The organism is Streptomyces sp. NPDC028722 (genome assembly GCF_040637655.1).
Lineage (GTDB): Bacteria > Actinomycetota > Actinomycetes > Streptomycetales > Streptomycetaceae > Streptomyces.
This window is the reverse complement of record NZ_JBEZWU010000019.1, coordinates 55,014-81,417: the sequence shown is the minus strand read 5'-3', so window position 1 is coordinate 81,417 and position 26,404 is coordinate 55,014. Positions and strand designations below refer to the sequence as shown.

At 73.5% G+C, this 26,404-nt stretch carries 27 protein-coding genes and 1 tRNA gene; 20 read left to right on the top strand and 8 right to left on the bottom strand.

Annotated elements, in window-relative coordinates; all coding sequences use genetic code 11:
- The first annotated feature begins 201 nt into the window (after positions 1 to 201).
- Entirely contained in the window at positions 202 to 987 is a 786-nt protein-coding gene (locus AB0F03_RS26055) for an SGNH/GDSL hydrolase family protein (RefSeq protein WP_361996234.1), read from the top strand.
- Between the two features lie 481 nt (positions 988 to 1,468).
- Here AB0F03_RS26055 and AB0F03_RS26050 read toward each other — a convergent pair whose 3' ends face one another.
- Together AB0F03_RS26050 and AB0F03_RS26045 are read right to left on the bottom strand one after the other, a co-directional pair.
- Positions 1,469 to 2,089 (bottom strand): TetR/AcrR family transcriptional regulator, encoded by a 621-nt coding sequence (locus AB0F03_RS26050; protein ID WP_361996095.1) that lies wholly within the window; start codon positions 2,087 to 2,089, stop codon positions 1,469 to 1,471.
- 88 nt (positions 2,090 to 2,177) lie between these two features.
- Positions 2,178 to 3,356: a Glu/Leu/Phe/Val dehydrogenase dimerization domain-containing protein gene (locus AB0F03_RS26045; protein WP_361996093.1), complete on the bottom strand. Its 1,179-nt coding sequence runs from the start codon at positions 3,354 to 3,356 to the stop codon at positions 2,178 to 2,180.
- 216 nt (positions 3,357 to 3,572) lie between these two features.
- Between AB0F03_RS26045 and AB0F03_RS26040 the strand changes: the two genes are divergently transcribed.
- Positions 3,573 to 4,766, top strand: a complete 1,194-nt coding sequence (locus AB0F03_RS26040) for an MBL fold metallo-hydrolase (protein WP_361996091.1) — start codon at positions 3,573 to 3,575, stop codon at positions 4,764 to 4,766.
- 115 nt (positions 4,767 to 4,881) lie between these two features.
- Positions 4,882 to 5,622: a VWA domain-containing protein gene (locus AB0F03_RS26035; RefSeq protein ID WP_361996089.1), complete on the top strand. Its 741-nt coding sequence runs from the start codon at positions 4,882 to 4,884 to the stop codon at positions 5,620 to 5,622.
- Positions 5,623 to 5,706: 84 nt separating this feature from the next.
- Here AB0F03_RS26035 and AB0F03_RS26030 read toward each other — a convergent pair whose 3' ends face one another.
- Entirely contained in the window at positions 5,707 to 6,066 is a 360-nt protein-coding gene (locus AB0F03_RS26030) for an aldo/keto reductase (protein WP_361996087.1), read from the bottom strand.
- 57 nt (positions 6,067 to 6,123) lie between these two features.
- On the opposite strand from AB0F03_RS26030, the gene AB0F03_RS26025 reads away from it, so the two are divergent.
- The 13 genes from AB0F03_RS26025 (at position 6,124) to AB0F03_RS25965 (ending at position 18,365) form a co-directional block, all read left to right on the top strand.
- Complete coding sequence (locus tag AB0F03_RS26025) at positions 6,124 to 7,185, top strand: LacI family DNA-binding transcriptional regulator (RefSeq protein WP_361996085.1); 1,062 nt, start codon at positions 6,124 to 6,126, stop codon at positions 7,183 to 7,185.
- Between the two features lie 462 nt (positions 7,186 to 7,647).
- Positions 7,648 to 9,867, top strand: coding sequence for an ATP-binding protein (locus AB0F03_RS26020; protein WP_361996083.1), 2,220 nt, complete (start codon positions 7,648 to 7,650; stop codon positions 9,865 to 9,867).
- Between the two features lie 77 nt (positions 9,868 to 9,944).
- Positions 9,945 to 10,379, top strand: a complete 435-nt coding sequence (locus AB0F03_RS26015) for a roadblock/LC7 domain-containing protein (protein WP_361996081.1) — start codon at positions 9,945 to 9,947, stop codon at positions 10,377 to 10,379.
- Between the two features lie 2 nt (positions 10,380 to 10,381).
- Positions 10,382 to 10,753 carry a DUF742 domain-containing protein gene (locus tag AB0F03_RS26010; RefSeq protein WP_361996232.1) on the top strand — a complete coding sequence of 124 codons (372 nt, stop codon included), beginning with the start codon at positions 10,382 to 10,384 and terminating at the stop codon, positions 10,751 to 10,753.
- Positions 10,731 to 11,330: an ATP/GTP-binding protein gene (locus AB0F03_RS26005; RefSeq protein ID WP_361996079.1), complete on the top strand. Its 600-nt coding sequence runs from the start codon at positions 10,731 to 10,733 to the stop codon at positions 11,328 to 11,330. The genes AB0F03_RS26010 and AB0F03_RS26005 overlap by 23 nt, the downstream gene beginning before the upstream one ends.
- A gap of 60 nt (positions 11,331 to 11,390) precedes the next feature.
- The gene (locus AB0F03_RS26000) at positions 11,391 to 11,966 is read left to right on the top strand and encodes a GAF domain-containing protein (RefSeq protein ID WP_361996077.1); all 576 of its coding nucleotides are present in this window, start codon (positions 11,391 to 11,393) and stop codon (positions 11,964 to 11,966) included.
- Positions 11,967 to 12,139: 173 nt separating this feature from the next.
- Positions 12,140 to 13,168 (top strand): L-threonine 3-dehydrogenase, encoded by a 1,029-nt coding sequence (tdh, locus tag AB0F03_RS25995; RefSeq protein WP_361996075.1) that lies wholly within the window; start codon positions 12,140 to 12,142, stop codon positions 13,166 to 13,168.
- Between the two features lie 51 nt (positions 13,169 to 13,219).
- Positions 13,220 to 14,413 (top strand): glycine C-acetyltransferase, encoded by a 1,194-nt coding sequence (locus AB0F03_RS25990; RefSeq protein ID WP_361996073.1) that lies wholly within the window; start codon positions 13,220 to 13,222, stop codon positions 14,411 to 14,413.
- 31 nt (positions 14,414 to 14,444) lie between these two features.
- The gene (locus AB0F03_RS25985) at positions 14,445 to 15,347 is read left to right on the top strand and encodes a LysR family transcriptional regulator (protein WP_361996072.1); all 903 of its coding nucleotides are present in this window, start codon (positions 14,445 to 14,447) and stop codon (positions 15,345 to 15,347) included.
- A gap of 46 nt (positions 15,348 to 15,393) precedes the next feature.
- Positions 15,394 to 15,960, top strand: a complete 567-nt coding sequence (locus tag AB0F03_RS25980; protein ID WP_361996070.1) for an XRE family transcriptional regulator — start codon at positions 15,394 to 15,396, stop codon at positions 15,958 to 15,960.
- Positions 15,957 to 16,478 (top strand): GNAT family N-acetyltransferase, encoded by a 522-nt coding sequence (locus tag AB0F03_RS25975; protein WP_361996068.1) that lies wholly within the window; start codon positions 15,957 to 15,959, stop codon positions 16,476 to 16,478. Before AB0F03_RS25980 ends, AB0F03_RS25975 begins: the two co-directional genes overlap by 4 nt.
- 30 nt (positions 16,479 to 16,508) lie before the next feature.
- Positions 16,509 to 16,892: an MmcQ/YjbR family DNA-binding protein gene (locus AB0F03_RS25970; protein ID WP_361996067.1), complete on the top strand. Its 384-nt coding sequence runs from the start codon at positions 16,509 to 16,511 to the stop codon at positions 16,890 to 16,892.
- Positions 16,893 to 17,075: 183 nt separating this feature from the next.
- Positions 17,076 to 18,365, top strand: coding sequence for an MFS transporter (locus AB0F03_RS25965; RefSeq protein ID WP_361996065.1), 1,290 nt, complete (start codon positions 17,076 to 17,078; stop codon positions 18,363 to 18,365).
- Positions 18,366 to 18,411: 46 nt separating this feature from the next.
- Here the strand turns inward: AB0F03_RS25965 and AB0F03_RS25960 are convergent, their stop codons facing one another.
- Together AB0F03_RS25960 and AB0F03_RS25955 are read right to left on the bottom strand one after the other, a co-directional pair.
- Entirely contained in the window at positions 18,412 to 19,329 is a 918-nt protein-coding gene (locus AB0F03_RS25960; protein ID WP_361996063.1) for a transketolase C-terminal domain-containing protein, read from the bottom strand.
- Between the two features lie 43 nt (positions 19,330 to 19,372).
- Entirely contained in the window at positions 19,373 to 20,080 is a 708-nt protein-coding gene (locus tag AB0F03_RS25955; protein ID WP_361996061.1) for a transketolase, read from the bottom strand.
- Positions 20,081 to 20,205: 125 nt separating this feature from the next.
- Between AB0F03_RS25955 and AB0F03_RS25950 the strand changes: the two genes are divergently transcribed.
- The 4 genes from AB0F03_RS25950 (at position 20,206) to AB0F03_RS25935 (ending at position 23,176) form a co-directional block, all read left to right on the top strand.
- Positions 20,206 to 20,279: transfer RNA gene (locus tag AB0F03_RS25950), tRNA-Pro, on the top strand.
- Positions 20,280 to 20,449: 170 nt separating this feature from the next.
- A complete protein-coding gene (locus AB0F03_RS25945; protein ID WP_361996059.1) occupies positions 20,450 to 21,073 on the top strand; it encodes a ScbR family autoregulator-binding transcription factor in 624 nt (207 codons plus the stop codon).
- 274 nt (positions 21,074 to 21,347) lie between these two features.
- Positions 21,348 to 22,685 carry an MFS transporter gene (locus AB0F03_RS25940; protein ID WP_361996057.1) on the top strand — a complete coding sequence of 446 codons (1,338 nt, stop codon included), beginning with the start codon at positions 21,348 to 21,350 and terminating at the stop codon, positions 22,683 to 22,685.
- Positions 22,686 to 22,717: 32 nt separating this feature from the next.
- Entirely contained in the window at positions 22,718 to 23,176 is a 459-nt protein-coding gene (locus AB0F03_RS25935; RefSeq protein WP_361996055.1) for a helix-turn-helix domain-containing protein, read from the top strand.
- Positions 23,177 to 23,217: 41 nt separating this feature from the next.
- On the opposite strand, the gene AB0F03_RS25930 is transcribed toward AB0F03_RS25935, so the two are convergent.
- From AB0F03_RS25930 to AB0F03_RS25920, 3 genes are read right to left on the bottom strand one after another with little or no spacing between them, the layout of a single operon-like run.
- A complete protein-coding gene (locus AB0F03_RS25930; protein WP_361996230.1) occupies positions 23,218 to 23,745 on the bottom strand; it encodes an NUDIX hydrolase family protein in 528 nt (175 codons plus the stop codon).
- 16 nt (positions 23,746 to 23,761) lie between these two features.
- Complete coding sequence (locus AB0F03_RS25925) at positions 23,762 to 24,937, bottom strand: amidohydrolase family protein (RefSeq protein ID WP_361996053.1); 1,176 nt, start codon at positions 24,935 to 24,937, stop codon at positions 23,762 to 23,764.
- A gap of 2 nt (positions 24,938 to 24,939) precedes the next feature.
- Positions 24,940 to 26,343 (bottom strand): glutamine synthetase family protein, encoded by a 1,404-nt coding sequence (locus tag AB0F03_RS25920; protein ID WP_361996051.1) that lies wholly within the window; start codon positions 26,341 to 26,343, stop codon positions 24,940 to 24,942.
- Between the last annotated feature and the right edge of the window lie 61 nt (positions 26,344 to 26,404).

Genomic DNA, 26,404 nt, shown 5'->3' with positions numbered 1-26,404 from the left:
ACCCTCAACCCGGGGTCCGGCCTTCGGTGTTCCGGTTGCGGGGCGTTCAACGCGCCTGACGGCGGCCCTATTCCGGGGTTGGCGGATTCTTTAGGAGTGGCTCATCTCACCGTTAGTCAACCCCCGCCTACGGTCGCGTAGGTCACATCCGAAGGTGAATCATGATCCGACGTGGCAGACGATTCGAAGAACAACAGATCAGTGATCGGGTCGTACGTAGCGGTGGGGGACAGCTTCACCGAGGGCGTCGGCGACCCCGGCCCCGACGGGGCGTTCGTGGGCTGGGCCGACCGGTTCGCGGTCCTGCTCGCCGACCGGCGTCCCGAGGGCGACTTCCAGTACACCAATCTCGCCGTACGCGGCAAACTGCTGGACCAGGTCATGGCGGACCAGCTCCCCAGGGCCGTGGAACTGGCCCCGGACCTGGTCTCCTTCTGCGCGGGCGGCAACGACATCATCCGCCCGGGCACCGACCCCGACGAGGTGGCCGAACGCTTCGAGCGCGCCGTGGCCCGGCTCACCGGGGCCGTCGGCACGGTGCTGGTGACGACCGGCTTCGACACCCGTGGCGTGCCCGTGCTCAAGCACCTGCGCGGCAAGATCGCCACGTACAACGGGCACGTCCGCGCCATCGCCGACCGGTACGGCTGCCCCGTGCTCGACCTGTGGTCCCTGAGGTCCGTGCAGGACCGCAGGGCCTGGGACCGCGACCGGCTGCACCTCTCGCCCGAGGGGCACACGCGCGTGGCCCTGCGGGCCGGGCAGGTCCTCGGCATGGAGGTCCCGGCCGACCCGGAGCAGCCGTGGCCGCCGCTGCCGCCCCGGGGCACCCTGGACATCCGCCGCGACGACGTGCACTGGGCCCGCGAGCACCTCGTCCCGTGGATCGGGCGCCGGCTCCGCGGGGAGTCCTCCGGCGACCACGTGACCGCCAAGGGTCTGCTGTCGCCGGACGACATCAGGATGCGGATCGCCGCCGTGGCCTGACCCCACGGCCGGCCCACGCCCCGTACGGTCTGCCCCGCACACGCGGTGCGGGGCAGACCGTACGGGGCGTGGGGCACGTTCGGCCTTGCCGCCGCTGTTCACCGCCCGCGCCGCTCACCACTCACGCCGCTCACCGCCGTGCCGGGGGCGGGCTCGGGTGCCTGCCCCGGTCCCGGGCCTCGGCATCGACCCGGTGCCGCCCCTCGCGCCTGCGCGGTCCCGCCCTTCGGTGCCTGCGCGGCCCTGGGCTTCGGCGCCTGCGTTGTGCCGGCTTGGGCGCATGCCGGTCCCGGGCTGCGGCGTGTGCCCGGTCCCGCGCTTCGCCGCCTGCGCGGTCCCGGGTTTCGGCGCCTGCCCGGTGCGGGCCTGGGCGTATGCCGGTCCCGCCTTCGGCGCCTGCCGGTCCCGGGCCCCGCCGCCTGCCCGGTGCGGGCATGTGCCGCCGGGGCGGTGCGGCCTGCCCCGGCCCCGGTAAGCGCGCTCAGCGCTCGCGGCCGGCCAACGCCTGCCGGTCCAGGCCGAGTTCCCGGGCGAGGGCGTCGTCCACCCACTCCTGGGCGCGGGCCCGCGGCACCCCGCCCGGGTAGGACGTCAGCTGTACGGCCAGACCGTCCAGCAGCGCGGTCAGCCGCAGCGCCGCACCGGCCGGGTCCGCGCACACGAACTCACCGGCCGCCACACCCTCGGCGATGACCTCCGCGATGGCCGCCTTCCACTGCCTGTCCAGGTCCCGGGTGACATCGCGGAGCGCGGGCTCGCGCAGGGCCACCGCCCAGCCCTCGATCCACAGCCGCCATCCCTTGGCCTGCCCGGTCGGCGCGTACCAGCGCACCGCCGCCCGCAGCCGGCGCAGCGCGGTCGTCCGGCGCCCCAGCAGCCCGCGAAGATGCGCGAGATCGTCCGCCGCCGCGTACGTGAAGGCGGCGGCGACCAGCTTCTCCTTCGTCGAGAAGTGGTACAGCACCAGCGCGTTGCTCACACCGAGGGTCGCGGCCACGTCGGCGATCCTGACCGCCGCCACGCCCCGCTCCTCGATCTGCTCGATGGCGGCCCGCAGCAGTTCCTCCTGCCGCTCCGCCACGCTCAACCGCACTCTCGCCACGCCGTCACCCTAGCCGTTGTCCCCCGGTCGCCGAAGCCGTCCGGCGTCCCCCTGCCGGCCCGCGCCGTCCGCTCCCTTCCCGGGTTCGTCACCGGTACCAGCCGAAACGCTCCGCGATCAGCGGCAGCCGGTCGGCCGCGAGGGCGTGCGCGGCCGCCCGCGGGCTCGTCCCGTCGGCCGACGCGCGGTCGAGCGTCAGGCCGACCAGGGCGCGCATCGAGCGGCGGATGTACGCGAACGCCTCCTCGGCGTCGGCACCGATGTCACCGAACAGCGTCCACCACCACCAGGCGTTGGTCGCGGAGTTGACGACCACGTCCGGCAGCACCGTCACCCCGCGCGCGGCGAGCAGCTCCTCCGCCTCCGGAACGACCGGCATGTTGGCGGCCTCGACGATCCAACGGGCGCCGATCTCCTCCTGGTTCACGGTGTCGATCGCGTACGACACGGCCGCCGGCACCAGCACCTCAGCCGCCGCGGACAGCCAGGCGTCCCCGGACAGTTCGAGGTCGTCCGGGCCGAGCACCCGGCGGTCCACGGTGCCGTAGCCGTCCCGCGCCGCCAGCAGGGCCTCGACGTCGAGGCCCGCCGGGTTGGCGATCGTGCCCTTGATGTCGGCGACGGCCACCACCGTCAGGCCCGCGCGAACGAGGAAACGGGCGGTGGCCCCGCCCATCGTGCCGAGACCCTGCACGGCGACCCGGGTCCCCGCGTACGGCACTCCCGCCCGGTCCAGGGCCGCGAGCACCGACTCGGCGACCCCGCAGCCGCCGGCCAGCTCGTCCAGGCCGATGCCGTCCACCTCGACCGCGAAGGCGTCCGCGAGCCGCCCGCGGGCCGCCGCCTCGTCGTCCAGCAGCGGATACACCGCCTGGACGGAGGAGACCAGCCCCGCCTCGGCCGCCGCGCGGTCCACCGTCTCCTGACCGAGGCCGAGGTCCTCGCCGGTGGTCCAGCAGGTCTCGACGTACGGCCGCACGGCGCGCAGGTACCGCACGAGGAGCCCGTACGCCCCCGGGTCCCGCGGGTCGCAGTCGATGCCGCCCTTCGCGCCGCCGAGCGGGATGTAGCGGGCCCCGGGGCGGTAGTGCAGGGCCTCCTTCATGGTCATGCCGCGGGCGAGCCCCGTCACCTCCTCCAGTGTGCAGCCGGGCCGCATCCGCAGTCCGCCGCTGGCCACGCCCCGCACCAGCCGGTCCACCACCAGGAAGCCCCGGCGGCCGGTGACGTGGTCGGTCCAGACGAGCGACATCCAAGGGGCGGTCACGGGGTCTCCAAAGGGGCCGGGGCGCAGCTCCGAGGCTGCCGGCCGGACGGTGCGACAGCGGGTGGTACTGAACGGTGGGTCAGTATTAGGAGCCGGTCCGGCAGCTGTCAACGTGTTCGGCGGAAGCCCGCTGACGGCAGTCGGCACCCCGGCGGGTCGGGACTGTCGGCGGGGCCGACCATAATGGAAACCTCACCCACTCCACCGGGAGGTACCGTGACCGGTCTGCGTTCCCCGAACTCCGGGCTCCGCGCGCTGCGGCCCGCGGCCTTCGGCGCGGACCCGGGCGGCGAGCGCCTGGCACGCATCCGCCGCTCGCCCCACTTCAAGGACGGTGTCTTCCAGAACCCGGGCGGCCCCGCACGCACCCGCCCCGCCGGCTCCACGCTCGACGTCGCCAAGGTGTTCCTCGACAAGGACACCCGGCCCCTGCGCGCCCCCAGGGGCACCGTCCCGGTGCACCCCACGACCTACGCCGACCTGGCCCGGCCGCCCGCCACCGGCCTCCGGCTCACCTGGGTGGGCCACTCCAGCGTGCTCGCGGAGATCGACGGGCACCGGGTCCTGTTCGACCCCGTCTGGGGCGAGCGCTGCTCCCCGTTCCCGTTCGCCGGGCCCAAGCGGCTGCACCCGGTGCCGCTGCCGCTGGCCGCGCTGGGACCGGTCGACGTCGTCGTCATCTCCCACGACCACTACGACCACCTGGACCTGCCCACGATCAAGGCGCTGGCCGGCACCGACACGCTGTTCGCCGTGCCGCTGGGCGTCGGCGCCCACCTGGAACACTGGGGCGTCTCCCCGGACCGGCTGCGCGAGCTGGACTGGCACGAGTCCACCCGGATCGGCGGCCTCACCCTCACCGCCACCCCGGCCCGCCACTTCTGCGGCCGGGGCCTGCGCAACACCCAGCACACCCTCTGGGCGTCCTGGGCCGTAGCCGGCGCGGAGCACCGGATCTACCACAGCGGTGACACCGGCTATTTCGACGGCTTCAAGGACATCGGCGCCGGGCACGGCCCGTTCGACGCCACGATGATCCAGGTCGGGGCGTACAGCGAGTTCTGGACCGAGATCCACATGACTCCCGAAGAAGGTGTGCGCGCCCACCTCGACCTCCAGGGCGGGGCCCCGCACGGCGTGCTCCTGCCGATCCACTGGGGCACCTTCAACCTGGCCCCGCACGCGTGGGCGGAGCCGGGGGAATGGATGCGGGACGTGGCCGAGGAAGCGGGGCAGACGGTGGCGTTCCCCCGGCCGGGCGAGCCGTTCGAGCCTGCCGGGAAGCTGCCGGTGGAGGCGTGGTGGCGGGCGGTGTCCGGCCCGATCGCGCGTCCCTGGCGGGGTTCCCGCGGTACCGCGGGCGCGGCCGGGACGAGCAGGGGTGAGCTCGACCTCGCCGGTGAGCGGTGACGTCGGTCGGGGACGAGCCGCGCGGGACGGCCCGGTTCCGCGTGGTGACGGGAGCTGCCGGAGCCGACCTGCTTCGCGTAGCGGTACGGTCGGCTCCGGGACGAGACGGGGCACCATGACCGACGTGTACGACACCGCCCCTGCGATCAGCCTGTCGAAGGTGCGGGACGCCGCACCCGGCCTTGTCAGCCTCTACAAGGAGGCCGGCTCCAGCCTTGAGGCGCACGGCCTGGAGGGAGTGCGCGCCGCGGTGTACCTGGTGCTGGACCGGTCCGGCTCGATGCGGCGCTACTACCGGGACGGCACCATGCAGCACCTGGGGGAACAGGTGCTCTCCCTGTCCGCCCATCTGGACGACGACGGCACCGTGCCCGTCGTGTTCTTCTCCACCGATGTCGACGGATCCACCGACCTGCGCCTTGGCGACCATCAAGGACGCATCGACAAGCTGCACGAGAACCTCGGCCACATGGGACGCACGAACTACCACTGGGCCATGGACGCGGTCATCGACCACTACCTCGAGTCCGGCAGCACCGACCCCGCCCTGGTCGTCTTCCAGACGGACGGCGGACCCACCAGCAGGCCGGCCGCCGAACGCTACCTGTGCAAAGCAGCTCGACTGCCGCTGTTCTGGCAGTTCGTCGGCTTCGGCGACCCCGACGACAACGAGTTCGCCTTCCTGCGCCGCCTCGACACCCTGGCCGTTCCCGAGCGCCGCGTCGTCGACAATGCCGGCTTCTTCCACGCCGGACCGGATCCCCGCTCGGTGGACAGCGGGCTGCTGTACGACCGGCTCCTGCGGGAGTTCCCGCACTGGCTCTCCGCCGCGCGCGGCGCGCGCATCATCCAGTGAGCACATGACGGGCTCCGCGGCGAAGCCGGCCGTCCGCCCACGGCCGCGCCCGCTCACTCGCCCGTACGCCCGGCGGGAGTCCCGTCAGGGCAGTGGGGCGCCGCGGGCGGCGACCCACAACTCGTACCACTCCTCGTGAGTGAGTTCCGGATCGCGGGACACCGCGTCCCCGCAGGCGCCGATGCGCTCGGGGCGGGTGGTGCCGACGACGGGGGTGATGCCCGCCGGATGGCGCTGGAGCCACCACAGCAGGACGGTCTCCGGTGTGGTGCCCTTGCGCCGGGCGAGGTCCGCGACGAGCCGGTTCACCCCCGTGTCCGTGCGGGTGGTGAAGCGGCCCCGGGCGAGCGGGCCCCAGGCCTGTAGCCGGACGCCGTTGGCCGCGCACCACTCCAGCGTGCCCGTCGCGAAGCCGTTCCGCGTGGCGTCCGGTGTGTTGAACACCGGGTGCCGGGACGACGGTGCTGCCCGGGGATTGTGCCGTGTGGTGGGCAGCCTGACATGCGTCCGGTACAGACCGTCCCCGTCACCATTCGGCTCGCCGACATCGCCGCGCAGGCTGGGGTGAGCGAAGCGACCGTCAGCCGGGTCCTCAACGGAAAGCCGAGCGTCGCCGCCGGTACCCGGCAGGCCGTCCTGGCCGCCCTCGATGTGCTGGGCTACGAGCGCCCGCTGCGGCTGCGGCAGCGCAGCGAGGGCCTGGTCGGCCTGATCACCCCGGAGCTGGACAACCCCATCTTCCCGGCGCTCGCGCAGGTCATCGGGCAGGCGCTGACCAGACAGGGTTACACCCCGGTGCTCGCCACGCAGACCCCCGGCGGGTCCACGGAGGACGAACTGACCGAGATGCTGGTGGAACGCCCGGTGGCGGGCATCATCTACGTCTCCGGGCTGCACGCGGACACCACCGCCGAGATGCGGCGCTACGGGCATCTGCGCGCCCAGGGCGTGCCGTTCGTCCTCGTGGACGGCTTCTCGGCGAAGGTGCAGGCTCCGTTCATCTCGCCCGACGACCGTGCGGCGATGCCCCTGGCGGTGGCCCACCTGGTCTCCCTGGGCCACACCCGCATCGGTCTGGCCGTGGGCCCCAAGCGCTTCGTCCCCGTCCAGCGCAAGATCGAGGGCTTCGTACGGGCGCTGGAGGACCAGCTGAACCTGCCGCCGGACATGGTCGAGTCGACGCTGATCCAGCACTCCCTCTACACCCTGGAGGGCGGCCAGGCCGCCGCGGCGGCCCTCATCGACCGGGACTGCACGGCGGTGGTCTGTGCCAGCGACATGATGGCGCTCGGAGCGGTACGGGCGGCCCGGCAGCGCGGCCTGGCGGTGCCCCGGGACTTCTCCGTCGTCGGCTTCGACGACTCGCCCCTGATCGCCTTCACCGATCCGCCCCTGACCACGATCCGCAAGCCGGTGCCCGCGATGGGCCAGGCCGCGGTGCGCGCGCTGCTGGAGGAGGTGGGCGGGACGCCCGCGCCGCACAGCGAGTTCGTCTTCATGCCGGAACTGGTGGTACGCGGCTCCACGGCCTCGGCCCCGAGGAGGCGGCACCTGGCCGGCTGAGCACGGCCTCGAAGAACACCGATCATCCAAGGCCATAGCGTCACCGTCAGTGATTTTGAGGCGGGGGTGGGGGCGCCTGCGCGGAAGCGGGAAGCACGCGCAGGCCACGTCGAGAGGCGGGCGCCGCCGGACGGCGACCAGGAACCGCCCTCCCGGCCCGCTCCGCCCCACCTTCTTTTTCCGACCGCTTTCGACCAGCTCTTTTCGCCGACTTCCGAAACGGCCCCAGCTGTTCAGTCGAGTTATCGGTCCGGCGTACGACGCTTAATACCAGAGCGGGACGCTCCTGGCGGGAGTTTGTCAACTGCCCTCCGCACATGAGGCGCAGGCAACTACGGTGAGTGTCTGCCGGGCGACGCGCGGCCGGGTCTCCCGGTTCCGTCGCCGACGGCGCGGTGACGCCTGTCCGCAGCGCGCACCGCAGGACACCCTTAGGCCCGACGGACCAGTACGAGGACGCAGATGTCTCACCTCCGAGCACCGGCCACCCGTGCCGAGCGCCGCGAGGGCGGCCGGCACGGGCGACCGGTCGCCCGACCCGCTCCCGCACTGCCCGAGACGCACATACGGCCCCAGCTCATGCGGCTCGCCGTCCTGCCGCCCCTCGCTGTCGCCCTCGGCGCCACCGCCGCCGTCCTCGTCAGCATCCGCTCCACCGGCGTACGCACCGGCCCCACCCTGTGGGCCGTGCTCGCCGGAGCGGTCACCGTGGCCGTCGCCGGCATCCTCATCGCCGCCGTGGCCGCCGACCGCGCCGCCCGCTCGGTCGCCGACCGCGTCGACGCCCTGCGCCGCACCGCCGCGCTCGGCGAGGCCGACCTGCACGACCTGGTCGACGCGCTGCGCCAGGGGGAGGCTCCGCCCCGGCGCGGCCCGCGCCGCCGGCCCCCCGCGGACGCCGACGACTTCGAACTGCTCGCCGCCGACCTGGCCCGCGCGCACGACGGCGCCGTCACCGCCGTCGTGCGCGCCGCCCAGCTCTCCAGCCAGGCGGGCAGCGAGCAGAAACTCGAGGTGTTCGTCAACCTCGCGCGCCGGCTCCAGTCCCTCGTGCACCGCGAGATCTCGATCCTCGACGACCTCGAGAACGAGATCGAGGACCCCGACCTCCTCAAGGGCCTGTTCCACGTCGACCACCTGGCCACCCGTATCCGGCGGCACGCCGAGAACCTCGCCGTGCTCGGTGGCGCGGTCTCCCGGCGGCAGTGGAGCAACCCGGTCGACATGACCGAGGTGCTGCGTTCCGCCATCGCCGAGGTCGAGCAGTACTCCCGGGTGAAACTGGTGCCGCCGATCGACGGCGAACTGCGCGGCCACGCCGTCGCCGACGTCATCCACCTGCTCGCCGAACTCATCGAGAACGCCACGGTGTTCTCGGCACCGCACACCCCGGTGCTGCTGCGCGCCAGCCTCGTCACCGCCGGGCTCGCCGTGGAGGTCGAGGACCGCGGGCTCGGCATGCCCGTCACCGAGCAGAACCGGATGAACGCGCTGCTCGCCGACCCCGACCAGGTCAACGTCGCCAGCCTGCTGGCCGACGGCCGGATCGGCCTCTACGTCGTCTCCCAACTCGCCCGCAGACACGGCATCCACGTCCGGCTCCAGAGCAACATCTACGGCGGGGTGCAGGCCGTCCTCGTCGTCCCGCAGGCGTTGCTGGGCAGTGCGCCGGCCACCGTGGGCGCGGACGCCGTGGCGCCACCACAGCCGCGGACACCGGGTGGCGTGACTCCCGGTCAGGGCGGTGCCGGGCAGGTGGGCACAGCGGTGACGACGGCTGCCGCGGATCCGCCCGGCGCCGGGTACGCGACCGGAGCCGGCAGCACGGCCGCGGCAGGGAGCCCGCATGTCGCGGGGAGCCCGGCCGTGGCGGGCACCGCGGGCGGACCGGAAGGTGACGCCGGGAGTGGCTTCGCCGTCGCGGGCGCGTCCGAGGCCGGGGCGGGTGCGGGGCAGGCTCCGGCCACCGGACGACGGCGGCACGCCCAGCGCGGACCCGGGCGGCGCGGCGCGGAGAGCGGCACCGGGCCGACCGGTGCCGGACCGGCCGATGCGGAGAACGGTTCCGGGGGGCGTGCCGCCGAGGACGCCGGACACGTACGCCATGACGGTGTCCCGGCACCGCTTCCCGTGCGCGGCGCCCAGCGGGCGCGGCCCACCCCCGCCGCGGTCCTGCCCGGTGTCAGCGCCGCGGACCGGCCGGTCGTGGAGGCCCATGCCGGCATCCTGCCCACCCCCCGCGCCGACGCCGTGCGCGGCACCATGGACAAACCCCAGCTGCCCAGACGCCGCGCCCAGGAACACCTCGTGCCCCAGCTGCGCGGCGGCCCCGCGCCTCGCCAGGACACCGACACCGTCGCCGGCCACGACCCCGGTCTGATGGCCGCCTTCCAGCGCGGAATCGGACTCGCCGAGGCCCGGCAGCACCTGGACCCGACGTACGAGAACCCGACGTACGAAAACCCGACGTACGAGAACCCGACGTACGAGAACCCGACGTCCGGGCAGGCGCCGGTCATGGAGCCGTCCGGCATGGGTTCGGACCACATGGGTTCGGGCCACATGGGTTCGGGCCACATGGGTCCGCCCCCCACCCCCCAGCCGCACGCCCATGTGCCCGTGCCCGTGCCCGAAGGCATCCGCGGTACCGGCCGGACCGGGGGGAGCGCGCCGGCCGGATGACCGCCCCCGCACGCGTACGCCGTACCCCCGCCCCCAGCGCGCCCCCACACCTTCGTACCGCAAGGAGTCGATCCACCATGGCGAGCGAAGCGCCGACCGCCCACGCGTCCGACCTCGACTGGCTGCTGAGCGGCCTCGTGCAGCGCGTACCGCACACCAGCAGCGCGGTGCTCCTGTCCTGCGACGGACTGGTCAAGTCCGTGCACGGCCTCGACCACGACAGCGCCGACCACATGGCGGCCCTGGCCTCCGGCCTGTACTCCCTCGGCCGCAGCGCGGGCGTCCGGTTCGGCGACGGCGGCGAGGTACGCCAGGTCGTCGTCGAACTCGCCTCCACGCTGCTGTTCGTCACCACCGCCGGCTCCGGCACCTGCCTCGCCGTGCTCGCCGGCCGTGAGGCCGACGCGGCGGTGCTGGGCTACGAGATGGCGATGCTGGTCAAGAGCGTCCGCCCCTATCTGGTGACCGCGCCCCGGCAGCACACCGTCGAACCCACGGCGACGAGGCCTTGAGCGTGACCGCGGCCGGTGACGGGCCCTGGCTGGACGCCGCGGCCGGCCGCCTGGTGCGGCCGTTCACGGTCAGCAACGGCCGTACCAGACCCAGCGTCGCCCTCGACCTGATGTCGCAGGTGATGTCCACCGGCGTCACCCCGCTGGGCTACCTCGGGCCCGAATACGCGCAGGCCCTCGACCTGTGCCGCGCGCCCGTCTCGGTCGCCGAGCTGGCCGCCCAGCTCCGACTGCCCGCCGTGGTGACCAAGGTGCTCCTGTCGGACCTGGTCGACTGCGGGGCGCTGACCACCAAGCCGCCCGCCTACCACCACACTCCCACTGACCGGTCTCTGCTGGAGGCAGTGCTCGATGGACTACGACGACAGCTCTGACCCGTTCCCCACCGCACTCAAGATCCTCGTCGCGGGCGGGTTCGGGGTCGGCAAGACGACCTTCGTGGGAGCGGTCAGCGAGATCGCGCCGCTCAGCACGGAGGAGCTGCTCACCACGGTCAGCGTCGGCACGGACAGTCTCGACGGCATCGAGAACAAGATGGAGACCACCGTCGCCATGGACTTCGGCCGGATCACCCTCGATCCGCAGCACGTCCTCTATCTCTTCGGCACACCGGGGCAGGAGCGGTTCTGGTTCATGTGGGACGAGCTGTCCGAGGGCGCGCTCGGCGCGGTCATCCTCGCCGACACGCGGCGCCTGGAGGACTGCTTCGCCGCCGTGGACTTCTTCGAGGAGCGCGGGCTCGCCTTCGTCGTCGCCGTCAACGAGTTCGACGGCTCCTACCGTTACGACGCCGAGGAGGTGCGCTCCGCCATCGACCTCGACCCGCAGGTACCGGTGGTCCGCTGCGACGCCCGGATCTCCAGCTCCGGAGTCCAGACCCTGCTCACCCTCGTACGCCATCTCCTCGCCCACGCCCCGGCGACCGCGCCCACCCACGGCGCCCACAGGTGATCCCGCCCTACCAGTACGGAGCCCCTCTATGAGGTACGCCCACAGCGACGGAGCCCGGCCATGAGCTACGAGCCGCCCCGGCCGGTCCGGGGCCTGCTGCTCACCCCCGAGGACAAGGAGGCCCCCGCCCGCGTCCACCGGTTGCGCCGGCTCGGCCTGGCGGACCGGCCCGACGCCGTGCTCGACGCCTTCGCCGGGCACCTCGCCCAGCTCACCGGCGCGCCGTACGCCATGGTGAACTTCGTCGGCGAGGACCACCAGTTCTTCGCGGGCCTGAGCGCCCCGGCGACCGCCCCGGTGGTACGGGAGGACGGCGGCAGGGCCCGCATCGGCCGGGTGCTCCCACGCGACCATGGGTTCTGCCCCCATGTGGTGGTACGCCACAAGGCACTGGTCCTGGAGGACGTCCGCGACTATCCCCGGTTCGCGGGCAACCCGATCGTCGACGCGTACGGCATCCGTTCCTATCTCGGCGCCCCACTCATCGACAGCTCCGGTATGGCACTCGGCACCGTGTGCGCCGCCGACATGGCGCCCCGTGCCTGGGGCAGGCCCGGCCTGGAGACCATCAAGGGGCTGGCCGCCGACCTCGTCGTACGCCTCGAACGGAGCGCGGCGGACGGCCTGCCCCTGTGATCCGGAGGGCGGCGGGAGGGGCCTGAAGGAAAGCTGAGGCGACGGTTAAGAAAAGCTCGATGGACCCCGGCCCGCGCATACGGCAGATTGCAGGGTGATTCCACCCCTCCGACCCGGTGCCCGGTTGCTTCGGCATGCCCGCGGACCGGGTCTCACCCACAGGAGCCGTAGCGTTGAAGGCGCTGGTCAAGGAGAAGGCGGAGCCGGGACTCCGGCTGACGGACGTACCGGAGCCCGTCATCGGCCCCGGTGACGTACTGATCAAGGTCATGCGGACCGGTATCTGCGGCACCGACCTGCACATCCGGGCCTGGGACGGCTGGGCCCAGCAGGCGATCCGTACACCGCTCGTGATCGGACACGAGTTCGTCGGACAGGTCGTCGAGACCGGGCGGGACGTGGCCGACATCCGCATCGGCGACCGGGTCAGCGGCGAGGGCCACCTGGTGTGCGGCAAGTGCCGCAACTGCCTGGCCGGCCGCCGCCACCTGTGCCGCGCCACCGTCGGTCTCGGCGTCGGCCGCGACGGCGCGTTCGCGGAGTACGTCGCGCTGCCCGCGGCCAACGTCTGGGTGCACCGCGTCCCCGTCGACCTCGACGTCGCCGCGATCTTCGACCCGTTCGGCAACGCGGTGCACACCGCGCTGTCCTTCCCGCTGGTCGGTGAGGACGTCCTGATCACCGGCGCCGGCCCCATCGGCCTGATGGCCGCCGCGGTGGCCCGGCACGCGGGCGCCCGCAACGTCGTCATCACCGACGTCAGCGAGGAGCGCCTGGAGCTGGCCCGCAAGATCGGCGTCAGCCTCGCCCTGAACGTCGCCGAGACCCCGATCGCCGACGGGCAGCGGGCGCTGGGGTTGCGCGAGGGCTTCGACATCGGCCTGGAGATGTCCGGCCGTCCCGAGGCCATGCGGGACATGATCGCCAACATGACGCACGGCGGCCGGATCGCCATGCTCGGCCTGCCCGCACAGGAGTTCCCGGTCGACTGGGCGCGGATCGTCACCTCGATGATCACCATCAAGGGCATCTACGGCCGGGAGATGTTCGAGACCTGGTACGCGATGTCGGTGCTGCTGGAGGGCGGTCTGGACCTCGCCCCCGTGATCACCGGCCGGTACGGGTACCGCGACTTCGAGGCGGCCTTCGCCGACGCCGCCGGCGGCAAGGGCGGCAAGGTCGTCCTCGACTGGACCGCGTAGCCCGCACCGGACCCGACTCCCCTTCTCCGTCTGCGCCTTCAGGAGCACCCCATGTTCGACACCGTCCGCGACGACCTGCGCGCCACCCTCGACGAGATCCGCGCCGCCGGCCTGCACAAGCCCGAGCGGGTCATCGGCACCCCGCAGTCCGCGACCGTCGGCGTCACCGCCGGCGGCCGTCCCGGCGAGGTCCTCAACTTCTGCGCCAACAACTACCTCGGCCTGGCCGACCACCCCGAGGTGATCGCCGCGGCCCACGAGGCCCTGGACCGCTGGGGCTACGGCATGGCCTCCGTCCGCTTCATCTGCGGCACCCAGGAGGTGCACAAGGAGCTGGAGGCCCGGCTGTCGGCGTTCCTCGGCCAGGAGGACACGATCCTGTACTCCTCCTGCTTCGACGCCAACGGCGGTGTCTTCGAGACCCTGCTCGGCGAGGAGGACGCGGTGATCTCCGACGCCCTCAACCACGCCTCCATCATCGACGGCATCCGCCTGTCGAAGGCCCGCCGCTTCCGCTACGCCAACCGCGACCTCGCGGACCTGGAGACCAAGCTCAAGGAGGCGTCCGACGCCCGGCGCCGCCTGATCGTCACCGACGGCGTCTTCTCCATGGACGGCTACGTGGCCCCGCTGCGCGAGATCTGCGACCTCGCGGACCGTTACGACGCCATGGTCATGGTCGACGACTCGCACGCCGTCGGCTTCGTCGGCCCCTCCGGCCGTGGCACCCCCGAACTGCACGGCGTCATGGACCGCGTCGACATCATCACCGGCACCCTCGGCAAGGCCCTCGGCGGCGCCTCCGGCGGTTACGTCGCCGCCCGCGCCGAGATCGTCGCCCTGCTGCGCCAGCGCTCCCGCCCGTACCTGTTCTCCAACACCCTCGCCCCGGTGATCGCCGCCGCCTCCCTGAAGGTCCTCGACCTGCTGGAGTCGGCCGACGACCTGCGCGTGCAGCTCGCCGAGAACACCGCGCTGTTCCGCCGCCGGATGACCGAGGAGGGCTTCGACATCCTCCCCGGCGACCACGCCATCGCCCCCGTCATGATCGGTGACGCCGCGAAGGCCGCCCGCATGGCCGAGCTGCTGCTGGAGCGCGGCGTCTACGTGATCGGCTTCTCCTACCCGGTCGTCCCGCAGGACCGGGCGCGCATCCGCGTCCAGCTGTCCGCCGCGCACTCCACGCAGGACGTCGACCGCGCGGTCGACGCGTTCATCGCCGCGCGCGCCGAACTGGAGGCCTGAGCAGGCCGGACACCCTGGGATAATCGGGGGCATGATCGAGGCACGGCGGCTCCACATCCTCCGTGCGGTGGCCGACCACCGCACGGTCACCGCGGCGGCCGCCGCGCTCTACCTCACCCCCTCGGCCGTCTCGCAGCAGCTGACGGCGCTGGAGCAGGAGACCGGCCACCGGCTCGTCGAGCGCGGCGCCAAGGGGGTCCGGCTCACCCCGGCCGGTGAGATCCTGCTCAGCCACACCAACGCGGTCCTCGCCCAGCTGGAGCGGGCCGAGGCCGAGCTGGCCGCCTACGGTTCGGGCGAGGCGGGCACGGTCACCGTGGCGGCGTTCGCGACGGGCATCGCCCAGGTCGTGGCCCCCGCGGTGGCCCGCCTCGCGGCCTCGGCACCCGGCATCCGGATCCGGGTCCAGGACGCGGAGGGCGACGCCAGCCTGCCCATGGTCCTGGACCGGCAGGTCGACGTCGCGGTCGCCGTCGAGTACCGGGGCGCCCCGGCCGCCGGCGATCCCCGCCTGACCCATGTCCCGCTGTACGCCGAGCCGTTCGACGCGGTCGTCCCCCTGGGGCACCGGCTGGCGGACGCCCGCGAGGTCCCCCTCGCCGACCTGGCCAAAGACCCGTGGATCGGCCCGTATCCCGGCAACCCCTGCCACGACGTGGTCGTCCTGGCCTGTGAGAGCGCCGGTTTCCAGCCCCGCCTGGAGCACTCCTCCGACGACTTCCGCGCCGTCGTCGCCCTCGCCTCGGCCGACGCCGGTGTCGCCCTCGTACCGCGCTCCGCGCTGCGCGGCATGGATCTCACCGCCGTGGTCGTGCGGCCCGTCGACGGCGTCGCCCCGACCCGCAGGGTCTTCGCCGCCGTACGCCGCGGGGCCGAGGGGCACCCGCTGATCCGCCCGGTGCTCAAGGCCCTGGGCGAGGCCGCGCAGGCGTGAGGACTCCGTAACCGGCCCGTCTCACACGCGGGATAGCGTCCCGCATATGAGAACCGAGGACGCCGTCGATCACCTCATCGGTGCCCGGCTGGCCGAGCTGCGCGCCCAGCACGGCTGGACCCTGGGCGAGTTGGCGGAGCGCAGCGGAGTGAGCCGGTCCACCCTGTCCCGTGCCGAACGGGCGGAGACCAGCCCCACCGCCGCCCTCCTGAACCGGCTCTGCCATGTCTACGGCCGCACGATGTCCCAGCTGCTCAGCGAGGTCGAGGCGGCACCGGCCGCACTGGTGCCGGCCGCCGGCCAGCAGGTGTGGGAGGACCGTGCCTCCGGGTTCGTCCGCCGGTCGGTGTCGCCGCCGCACGCCGGACTGCGCGGCGAACTGGTCGAGGGCCGCCTCCGCGCCGGCGCGGACATCGCCTACGACCGCCCGCCCGTGCCCGGCCTGGAACAGCACATATGGCTGCTGGAGGGGGCCCTGGAAGTGACCGTCGGCGGCCGGGTCCACGAGCTCGGGGCGGGCGACTGCCTGCGGATGCGCGTCCACGGGGCGACCCGGTTCCGCTGCGCCGGCCCGGCCGCGGCGCGGTACGTGCTGGCGGTGGTACGGCCATGAGGCTGGAGCGCTGGGACGGAGCCCGCGTCCGCGAACGGGCCGCCGACCTGGCGGCGCTGCTGACCGACACCGTGGCCTCCGGCGCCTCGGTCGGCTTCCTCGCGCCGCTCGGCCACGCGGAGGCGGTCGCGTGGTGGCGGGAGCGGGCGGACGCCACGGAAGCGGGCCATATCGCCGTCTGGGCGGCCGTGGACCCCGCGGACCGGGTGGCCGGCACGGTGGGCCTGGCCTTCCCCGGCAAACCGAACAGCCGGCACCGCGCGGAACTCGTCAAACTGATGGTGCACCGCTCCGCGCGCGGGCGGGGACTCGGCCGCCGGCTGCTCGCCATCGCCGAGGACGCGGCCGTGGCCGGCGGGATCACCCTGCTCCACCTCGACACCGAGACCGGCAGCGCCGCCGAGGAGCTGTACCGCTCGGCGGGCTGGACCGTGGCCGGCATCATCCCCGACTACGCCGCCGCTCCGGCGGGCGGGCTGCGGCCGACGACGCTGTACTACAAACGGCTCCCGGGGTGACTGTCAGTGGCGGGAGCTACGGTGCGTGGCATGCCGGATGCAGAAGACGTACGCCGTATTGCCCTGTCCCTGCCGGAGACCACGGAGAAGATCGCCTGGAACATGCCCACCTTCCGGGTGGCGGGGAAGATGTTCGCGACCCTGCCCGAGGAAGAGACCTCCCTCGCCGTGCGCTGCCCCAAGGAGGAGCGCGAGGAACTGGTGCTGGCCGAACCGGAGAAGTTCTGGGTCGCCGGCCACGAGGCGCAGTTCGCCTGGGTGAGAGCGAGACTCGCCGCCCTGGAGGACGAGGACGAGCTGCGGGACATCCTCGCCGACTCCTGGCGCCAGGCCGCCCCGCCCCGACTCCTGGACGCCCATCCCGAGTTGCTCCAGTCTGTGGAGTCCGTGGAGCACGGCGAGTCCGGGGAGTGAAAATCCCGGTGCGCGCGAACGGGGCGTGACAGGATCCCGCGCGGCGGCACCGGGGCGCGGGGGAACGTGTGGTGCGGGGCAGCGGTCGGACCCCGGGCGCGGGTCCGGGGCGGACACAGCGCGGGGGAGCGGCGTCGCCGGGGCCGGGAGTCCGGCTCCACGAGGGGGAGGGGGAGCACGGGCATGACGGGAACCGACGCCCGACGCGGCAGTGCCGTACGGGATGTGCGCGGCACCGCGGCCGGCGGCCCGGCCGTCTGGTCGCGGGACTTCGCACTGTTCTTCGTGGCCCGGGCCGTCGCCCGCCTCGGCGACACCATGCTGCCCGTGGCTCTCGCCACCGGCCTGCTGGAGCAGGGTTACGGCGCGGGCGCGGTCGGTCTCGCCATGGCCGCCACGACCGCCGCGTTCGCCGGACTGGTCGTCTTCGGCGGGGTCATCGCCGACCGCTTCAGCACCCGGAAACTGATGATCGGCGCCGACCTGGTCCGGCTCGGCACCCAGTCGCTCGCCGCGGGTCTGTTCTTCACCGGGCATGTGGTGCTGTGGCAGATCTGCGCCATCGGGGTCGTCAACGGCATCGCCGGGGCCGTCTTCCAGCCGGGCGTGGCCAGTACGGTGCCCCGGCTCGCCGCCGACATCCAGGGCGCGAACGGCGCGATCCGTATCGCCGAGTCCGCCGCCCAGCTCGCCGGCCCGGCCGTCGCCGGCGTCCTGGTCGGTCTCGCCTCGCCCGGCGGTGTCTTCGCCGCGCACGCCGCCACCTACACGGTCAGCGCCCTGTGCCTGCTGCTGCTCAGGCTGCCCCCGCCGCCCGCGGGCGTCCGCGCCGCCACCGGCTCCGGCATGCGGGCCTTCCGCGCCGATCTCGTCGACGGCTGGCGGGAGTTCCGTGCCCGCACGTGGTTGTGGGGCGTGATCGCCGTCTGGTGCCTCTTCATGATCGCCGTATGGGGTCCGGCCGTCCCGCTGGTGGCCACGGAGGTCGTCGGGCACCACGGCCCGGGCGCCTACGGCCTGGTCAACTCGGCCCTGGGCGGGGGTACGGTGATCGGCGGCCTGATCGCCCTGCGGCTGCGGCCCCGCCGCATGCTCCGGGCGGGTGCCGTCGCCCTGTTCGCCTTCTTCGGTTTCCCGGCGGCCGTCGGGGCGGGACTCGGCGTACCGGCCATGGCGGCCGGGGCCGCGCTCGCCGGCGCCGGGATATCGTTCTGGGGCGTCATGTGGGCGACCAGCGTGCAGACCCAGGTCCCGGCCGACGTCCTCAACCGCATCCACGCCTACGACGTGGCCGGTTCGCTCGCCATGATGCCCATCGGCCAGGCCCTCGCCGGCCCCGCGGCCGGGGCACTGGGCGCCGGTCACGTCCTGCTGATCGCCGGCGCGGTGAGCCTGGTCGTGGCGGCGGCCCTGCTCGCGGTCCCGGCGATACGCGACCTGGTCCGGGCCGACGCGGACGCCCCCGCCCGCTGAGAGGCCGGCCCCCGACTTCCCGGTCGCGCGGCCTCCGCCCGTGCCGTCATACGGCGGTGGTGCGCCCGGCGCCCAGGTAGCCGGCGATCCGATGCCGCAGGCCTGTGGGGTCGAGCCCGTGGGCGGCCACGTGCTCCTCGATCGTGCCGTAGCGGCGCAGCTCGCGGCGCCCCACGCCGAGGCCGAGCACCCGGTGCGGGACGTCGGACAGCGCCTCACTCACCGCGGCCGTCGACGTCCCCGCGAGATACGGCTCGACCAGCACGACGTCCGTGCCCGCGGCCTCCGTCGCCCGGCGCAGCCCGGCCGCGTCGAAGGGCCGTACGGTCGTCGCGTAGAGCACGGTCACGTCCAGGCCCTCGGTGGCGGCGAGGACGGTGTCCAGCATCGGGCCGACGGCGACGACCACCCCGGCGCGGCCCGCGCGGACCGTGCGGAAGTGCCGCCCGTCGACGGGCCGGCCCTGCCCGTTGGACTGCACGGACAGTCGCACGTACACCTTGTCGTCGCCCGCGGCGACCGCGTGGCGCAGCAGCGTCTCGGCCTCGTCGGGATGCCCGGGGACATGCACGGTCCAGCCGTCCAGCGTGTCGAGGAGGGCCACGTCGCCCGGCGCCATGTGGGTGAAGCCACCGGCCGGCCAGTCGAACGAGGCGGCGGCACTCACCAGCACCGCCCCCGCGTCCTGGTGGCCCAGATCCAGCTTGACCTGCTCGAACGGCCGCTCGACGAGAAAGCTGGCGAAGGTGTGCACGACGGGCCGCAGCCCGGTGAGCGCCAGGCCCGCCGCCGTCCCGATCAGCAGCTGTTCGCGGATGCCGACGTTGATCACCCGGTCGGGGTGGCGGCGCATGGTCTCCCGGAAGCCGTCGGCACCGATCTCGGCGAGGACGACGGCGACCCGCGGGTCCTCGTCCAGCAGCCGGGAGACGACGGGGGCGAAACGGTCACGCATGGTGTCCATCAGAGAGAACCTTCTTGTGACGGGGAAGGGGGAGCGGCGGGGGTCAGGCGTTCTTCGGTTCGACACGGGCCACGATCACGTGCGGCCGGCCGGGATGCGGTGCGGTGAACGCGGCGTACAGCGCCTCGTGGTCGCGTCCGTCGGCAGTCACCGCGGACCAGCCCGCGGCCTCGAACCGGGCGGCGATCCCGCCGGGCCGCGCATGGCTGGCGGAGGAGTTGTCGATGACCACGGTGTGCAGCCGGTCCAGTGCGGCGGGCCCGGCGAAGGCGATCGCCTCGTGGTTGCTGCCCTCGTCCAGTTCCGCGTCCCCGGTCAGCACCCAGACCGCCGGACCGGGCAGGCCCTGCGCGCGCAGTCCCAGCGCGGTGCCCACGGCGATCGGCAGTCCGTGTCCCAGCGACCCGCTGCCGATCTCGGCGCCCGGCACCAGCACCCGGTCCGGGTGATGCCCGAGCGGGGAGTCGTACGACCCGAACCCGGGCAGCCAGGCGAGCGGCACGAACCCCTTCGCGGCCAGCACGGCGTAGTACGCCATGGGTCCGTGCCCCTTGCTGAGCAGGAACCGGTCGGGGGCCGGGTCGTCCCGCCGTTCCGGAGTGACCCGGAGCACGCGGTCGTAGAGCACCCAGAGCACGTCGAGCGTGGAGGTGGCCGCCGGGCCGTGCTTCTCGTCGCCGGTCATCAGCCCCATCAGACGGGGCAGGTCGTCGTATCCGTGCGTACGGCTGTCGTCCGCTGTGATCGTCATACGGACGATCGTGCGACCTCAAGCGGACTTGAGGTCAACAGGGAAACTGGCGCACGACCATCGATCCGAGTGCGGTATTGTTTCTCTGCGCGTTCGGCCGGGGGAAACCCCAGGTCAAACAGCATCGGGACGTGGCGCAGCTTGGTAGCGCACTTGACTGGGGGTCAAGGGGTCGCAGGTTCAAATCCTGTCGTCCCGACTCGTGAGAGTCGCAGGTGAGGGCCGGCTTCGGAGAGATCCGAACCCGGCCCTCGATCATTTCCGGGGTCGGCCGGGAACGTCGTGAGCACGCTCCGGCCCGCGCGGAGCGCTGCCCCCGTCGCCGCTAACATAACGTGCGTTATTTATGTGCGCGAGGGACGGTGCCGAGTGCCGGGTGTCAAGGCGGAGCGAGCCGCGCGGACGCGACAGCGGCTCCTGCTGGCCGCGGCCGAGGTCTTCGACGAGACCGGTTACGAGAAGGCGGCGGTGACCCAGGTCGTGGAACGGGCGGGGCTCACCCTCGGCGCGCTCTACTTCCACTTCGGCTCGAAACAGGGCCTGGCCGAAGCGCTGATGAACGCCCAGCCGACGACGATAGAGCCGCACCTGGAGTCGGCCGGGTTGCAGCGCGTGGTGGACATCACCCTGGTGTGGGCGGACCGCATGAAACGCGACCCCATTCTGCGCGCGGGAGTCCGCCTCACCGTCGAACAGGGCAGCCACGGGATGAACGACGCCTCCCCCTTCGAGCAATGGCGGACGCTCCTGCGCGGCCACCTCGACGTGGCGCGAGCCGACGGTGAACTCCGTGCGGCCGTCAGCCCCGACCGGCTGGCCCGTTTCCTCGTCGGCGCCTGCACCGGCATGCAGGTCTACTCGCAGCTCGCCACCCAGCGCGCCGACCTCATGGAACGTGTCCAGGACATGTGGGAACTGCTGCTGCCCAGCGTCGCCCCCGAGTCGGTGGCCGACGGGATCCGGGTCGACTCCGAACGCGTCCCTGCCTCCTGACCGCCACGGCGGCTGCTCTGCCGGCACCGCTGGTCGTGCGCCACGGGCGCCGTACAGCCTCGCCGCCGGCGACGGGGGATTCACCCGGCGGCGAGGCTGCGCCAAGCATAAAGAACGCTATTTATGTCTGTCTACGCGGGGGAGGGGTCCAATGCGACGGGACCCCGCGACGGAGGTGCCGGCCGCGGCCACCTCGCAATGAGTTGCCAATCGAAACCGTCATGGCCTACCGTCAAAACAGTTGCGTTCTGCTACTGATCGAGGTGGGGGTGCGATGGACGCCTGGCGGCGGTTGCTGCTCGCGGTGGTGTGCGGTGTCGCGGTGGCGGGCATCTATGCCGCGCAGCCGGTCCTGGAGCCGATGGGCCACGACCTCGGTCTGCCGCCGGGACTCGCCGGATGGATCGTCGCGACCGGCCAGTTCGGCTACCTGGCGGGGCTGGTGCTGCTGGTCCCGCTCGGCGACGTGGTCGACAGGCGCCGTCTCATCGCCATGCACCTCGCGGTCACCGCGGCGGGCCTGCTCCTGACGGCCTCGGCATCGGCCGCATGGGTGGCGTTCGCCGGGCTCGCGACGGCCGGAGTGTTCGCGGTGGTGGTGCAGACCACGGTGGCCTACGCCGCCTCGGTCTCGCCGCCCGCCGAACGCGGACGGAGCATCGGCGTCGTGACCTCGGGCGTCGTCGTCGGCATCCTGGGCGCGCGGGTCGCCACCGGCGTCCTGGCCGAGGTGTGGGGATGGCGGAGCGTCTATGCGGTGCTCGCGGTGCTGTCACTCGGGCTGGCGGCCCTCGTCCTCGTCGTACTGCCGTCGGAGGAGCGCCCCGGCCGGCCCGCGGGGTACCGGCGGGCCGTCGCCTCGATCGGCGGACTGTTCCGGCAGCGCGTGTTCCTGACGCGCGGGCTCGTCGCGTTCTTCCTGTTCGCCTCGTTCGGAACGCTGTGGAGCGGACTGTCCCTGCCGCTGGGGGCCGCGCCGTGGCAGCTGAGCGAGGGCCGGATCGGACTGTTCGGCATCGCCGGACTCGCCGGCGCGCTCGGCGCGGCACGCGCGGGACGGTGGGCGGACGCGGGACGGGCGGTTCCGGTCAGCGGTCTCGCGCTCACCCTGCTGATCGTCTCGTGGGCGGCGATCGCACGGCTCCCGTCGTCACTGTGGCTCCTCGTCGCCGGGATCGTGCTTCTCGACTTCGCGGTCCAGGTCGTCCATGTGAGCAACCAGCACCTGCTCACCACCGCGTATCCGGCTCGCGTCAGCGGCGTCGTCGGCAGCTACATGGTCTTCTACTCGCTCGGCTCCGCCCTCGGCGCGGCCGGGACCACGGCCGTCTTCAGCGCCCACGGCTGGGCGGGTTCCAGCCTCCTCGGGGCCGGGTTCGCGGCCTGCGCACTGGCCGTCTGGGCGATCGACAGGCGACCGCCCGTCGGCAGCGCGACCCCGGAACCGAGGCGGCGGGCACGCGGCCGGAGCGGCAGGAGGCGCGAAAGGGGTGACCGAGCCGGACACGTGCTCCGAGCGCTCCCCGGCCGCTGGGCCCGGGGGCGGGGCTCTCTGCCGGTCACTCGCCCTCGTACCCGTACGGCCTACGGCCCGGCGGACCATGCGGCATAATGGTTTCGGTCCGCAACTCATCGGGAGGTGTCATGGCGAACGACACCACGCGCGCCGCGAACCCCGGCTGGACCGACCCGGAGTGCCCCGTCGCCCGGACGCTCGACCTCGTCGGCGACAGGTGGAGTCTTCTCGTCATCCGCGACGCGATGGACGGAGCCCGCTCGTTCACCGAGTTCCAGCGACGCACCGGCATCGCCCGTAACATCCTCACCGACCGGCTCCGCAAGCTCACCGCGCACGGACTCCTCGTCCAGCGCACCGCGCCGTCGGGCCGCCGCCAGGAGTACGTGCTCACCGACACCGGCCGCGACCTCTTCCCCGTCATCCTCACCCTGCGGCAGTGGGGCGAACGCCACGCCTTCGCCCCTGGTGAGAGCCACTCCGTCCTGGTCGACCAGCACGGCACCCCGGTGCCGCGGCTCGCGCCGGCCGACGCCGCCGGGACCCCGCTCGACAGCGCTAGCACCCACGTGCGGAAGACCCGGTAGAGGCGGCTCCGGAGGGGATCCGAAGCCGCCCTCCGGTCGTTTCAGGACACGACACCCACATGGGCGAGCGCCTGCTTCAGCAGCGCCCCGTGCCCGCCCGGCATCTCGTTCTGCACCGCCGGCGAGGCGGCCTCCTGCGGACTGAACCAGACGAGGTCCAGCGCGTCCTGGCGGGGCCGGCAGTCACCGGTCACCGGGACGACGTAGGCCAGCGAGACCGCGTGCTGGCGCGGGTCGTGGTACGGGGTCATGCCGGCCGTCGGGAAGTACTCGGCGACGGTGAAGGGCTGGAGCGAGGCCGGGACGCGGGGGAGCGCCACCGGGCCCAGGTCCTTCTCCAGGTGGCGCAACAGCGCGTCGCGTACCCGCTCGTGGTGCAGGACGCGTCCGGAGACCAGGGCCCGGCTGACCGTTCCGTCCGGGCCGATGCGCAGCAGCAGCCCGATGCTGGTGACTTCACCGCTGTCGTCCACGCGTACGGGCACGGCCTCGACGTACAGGATCGGCATCCGGGCCCGGGCCATCTCCAGCTCGTCCGTGGTGAGCCAGCCGGGCGTGGTTTCGGTCATGTCAGACATTGCTTGATCATACTTTCCGGGTGGGGCGCCCGCGGGGATCGCGGGCCGGTTCGGATACGGGCGGTCCGTACAGCCGGCGGGCGTTGTCGCGGCCCGTCCAGTCCGCGATGCGCAGGGCGTCGGCCAGGCTCAACTCGTCGGCGTCCACCCGGTCCTGGAGGAGACCGGCGAGCCCCTGCCGGAAACACAGGGCGCCCAGATGGTGGAACTCGGCCACACCGTAGGCGTCCGAGCTGTACAGGAGCTTGCGGAACGGGGTGATCTCCAGCGCCTCCTCCAGCACGGCCCGGCAGCGGGCCGGACCGGTGTGGTGCAGGGCGAGACCGACGTCCAGGTACACGTGCTCGAACACCGCGGCCAGCCAGGCGGCTTGGCGCTGGTACGGCCAGCAGTGCAGCAGCAGCACCGGGATCGTGCCGGCGGTCAGGTGCAGCCAGTCGGCGAGCAGCGCGGGGTCGGCGCGGTGCAGCCGTACGTCCGCGTCGCCGAAACCGGTGTGCAGCTGAAGCGGCAGCCCCAGGTCCACGGCGGTCCACAGCAGGTGCCGGACCAGCACCGGATCGGTGAGCCGGCCGCCGGCCGCCAGCCAGTGCCCGGCCGCCCGCGCGACCTCGGCGTCCGCCGGGCGCTCCGGGTCCAGGGCGAAGCCGGTGCGGTACGCGGCGATGGACTTCACCGCCACCACGCCCGGCCGGCGCACGGCCTCCTCGGCGGTCGCGCGTAGGACGGCCGCGTACTCCCCGGCCGCCACGCCCCGCGCGGCCACCGATTCGGCGAGCTGTTCCAGCCGTACGACCTCGCAGGCGGTGCCGCCGGCCGCCGCGGCCAGCTCGGCGGGGCCGGTGACCGGGTGCGGGGCGTAGCCGGTGTCCACGCAGAACACCGCGGCCCCGGACGCCGTCAGGAAGCGCCGGTTGACCTCCTGCCAGCCCAGCTCCGCGCGCCGGGCCAGGTAGTCGGCGGGCGGCGCGTGCCGGGGGAGGTCTAGCAGGGGCGCGCAGTGGCGGCGCACGGCCACGCCTACGGGGCTGTCGAAGGACGAGACGCCGGGCCAGGCGTCGCCCTCGGTGAGCAGCGACTCGAAACCCCCGGCGTCCAGGTCGGCCGTCACCGCGCCGTGGCAGTGGTGGTCCACCAGCGGCAGCGCGGCGAGGGCCTCGTGGACCGGTCCCGACGCGGGCATGATCAGTACCTCCAGCGGTAGGCCGCCGCCACCTGGGTGTCGTCGAAGCCGTCGACGGCCGCCGCCTCGCCGAGCCGTACGGCGGTCACCGCGTCCGCGAGGACCGGGCCCAGCGCGGCCCGCAGCACCGGGTCCGCGCGGAACGCCTCGGCGGCCTCCGGCAGCGACCGCGGCAGCCGCCGTACGCCCAGGGCCGCCGCCTCCTGCGGGCCGTACCGGGCCGGGTCCCCGGTGATCTCCTCGGGCAGGACGCGATCCGACGCCATGCCGTCGAGGCCGGCGGCGATCACGCAGCCGAGAGCCAGGTACGGGTTGGCGGCCAGATCGACCGGCTTGACCTCCAGGTTGGCGTCCTGGGCGTGGCGGCCCGCCGTCCCCGTGATCACCCGCAGCGCGGCCTCGCGGGTCTCACGGCCCCAGGCGGTGAATACCCCCGCCCACTGGGAGGGTCTGAGCCGCAGATAGCTGGCCGGGCTCGGCGCGGTGACCGCCGTCAGCGCGGGGAGGCGGGCGAGCACCCCGGCGGCGAAGGCCTCCGCCTCGGCCGTCATGCCGTACCGGCGGTCACCGCCCGCGTGCAGGTTCACCCCGTCGCGCCAGCAGGACAGGTGCAGATGGCCGCCGTTGCCGACGCCCTCGCCGGTCACCGCGGGCGCGAACGACACCCTGAGGCCGTGCCGCTGGGCCACCGCCCGGATGGTCTGGCGGACCAGCACGCTGCGGTCGGCCGCGGCCACCGGGTCCTGCGCGCCCACCGAGATCTCGAACTGGCCGGCCGCGTACTCGGGATGCAGCTGGTCGACGGCCACGTCCTGCGCGGCGCACGCGGCCAGCAGATCGGCGGTGCAGTCGCTCAGCTCCACCTGCCGGATCGCGCCGTACGCCGGTCCGCGGACCGCCGGCACGAACTCCCCGTCGGGTGCCGAGCCGGTGCCCACCGACCACTCGATCTCGATCGCCGCCTTGAAGGCGAGGCCGTGCCGTTCGGCGGCGTCGGTGACGACCCGGCGCAGGAAGGTCCGGGTGCAGCCGGGGTGCCGGGTGCCCTCCTGGGTGATCCGGTCCACCGGCGCCCACGCCCAGCCGGGCTGCCCGGCCAGCGCCACCAGCCCGTCCAGGTCCGGGTAGAGCCGCAGATCGCCGTCGGGGGAGCCGAGGACGTCGGTGGTGACGGCGGAGTCACCGGCGAGGAACGTGTCGAACACCGGGGACATGCCGACGCCCCACGACACGGCCGCCTCCAGCCGGGCCGTCGGGACCGTCTTCACCCGGCCGACGCCCGCCGTGTCGACGTACGCCAGCACGATGCCGTGCACGCCCCGCGCGGCGAGGCCGGCGGTGAGCGCGGCGACCCGGCGCAGATCCGCGGGACGGCCGCCGGGCACGGGGTCGGCGAAAGTCGTCATACGTCCTCCTCGGCGGGCCCGGCGGCGCACGCGGCCGGCATCAGGGTCGCACGGCGGCCGG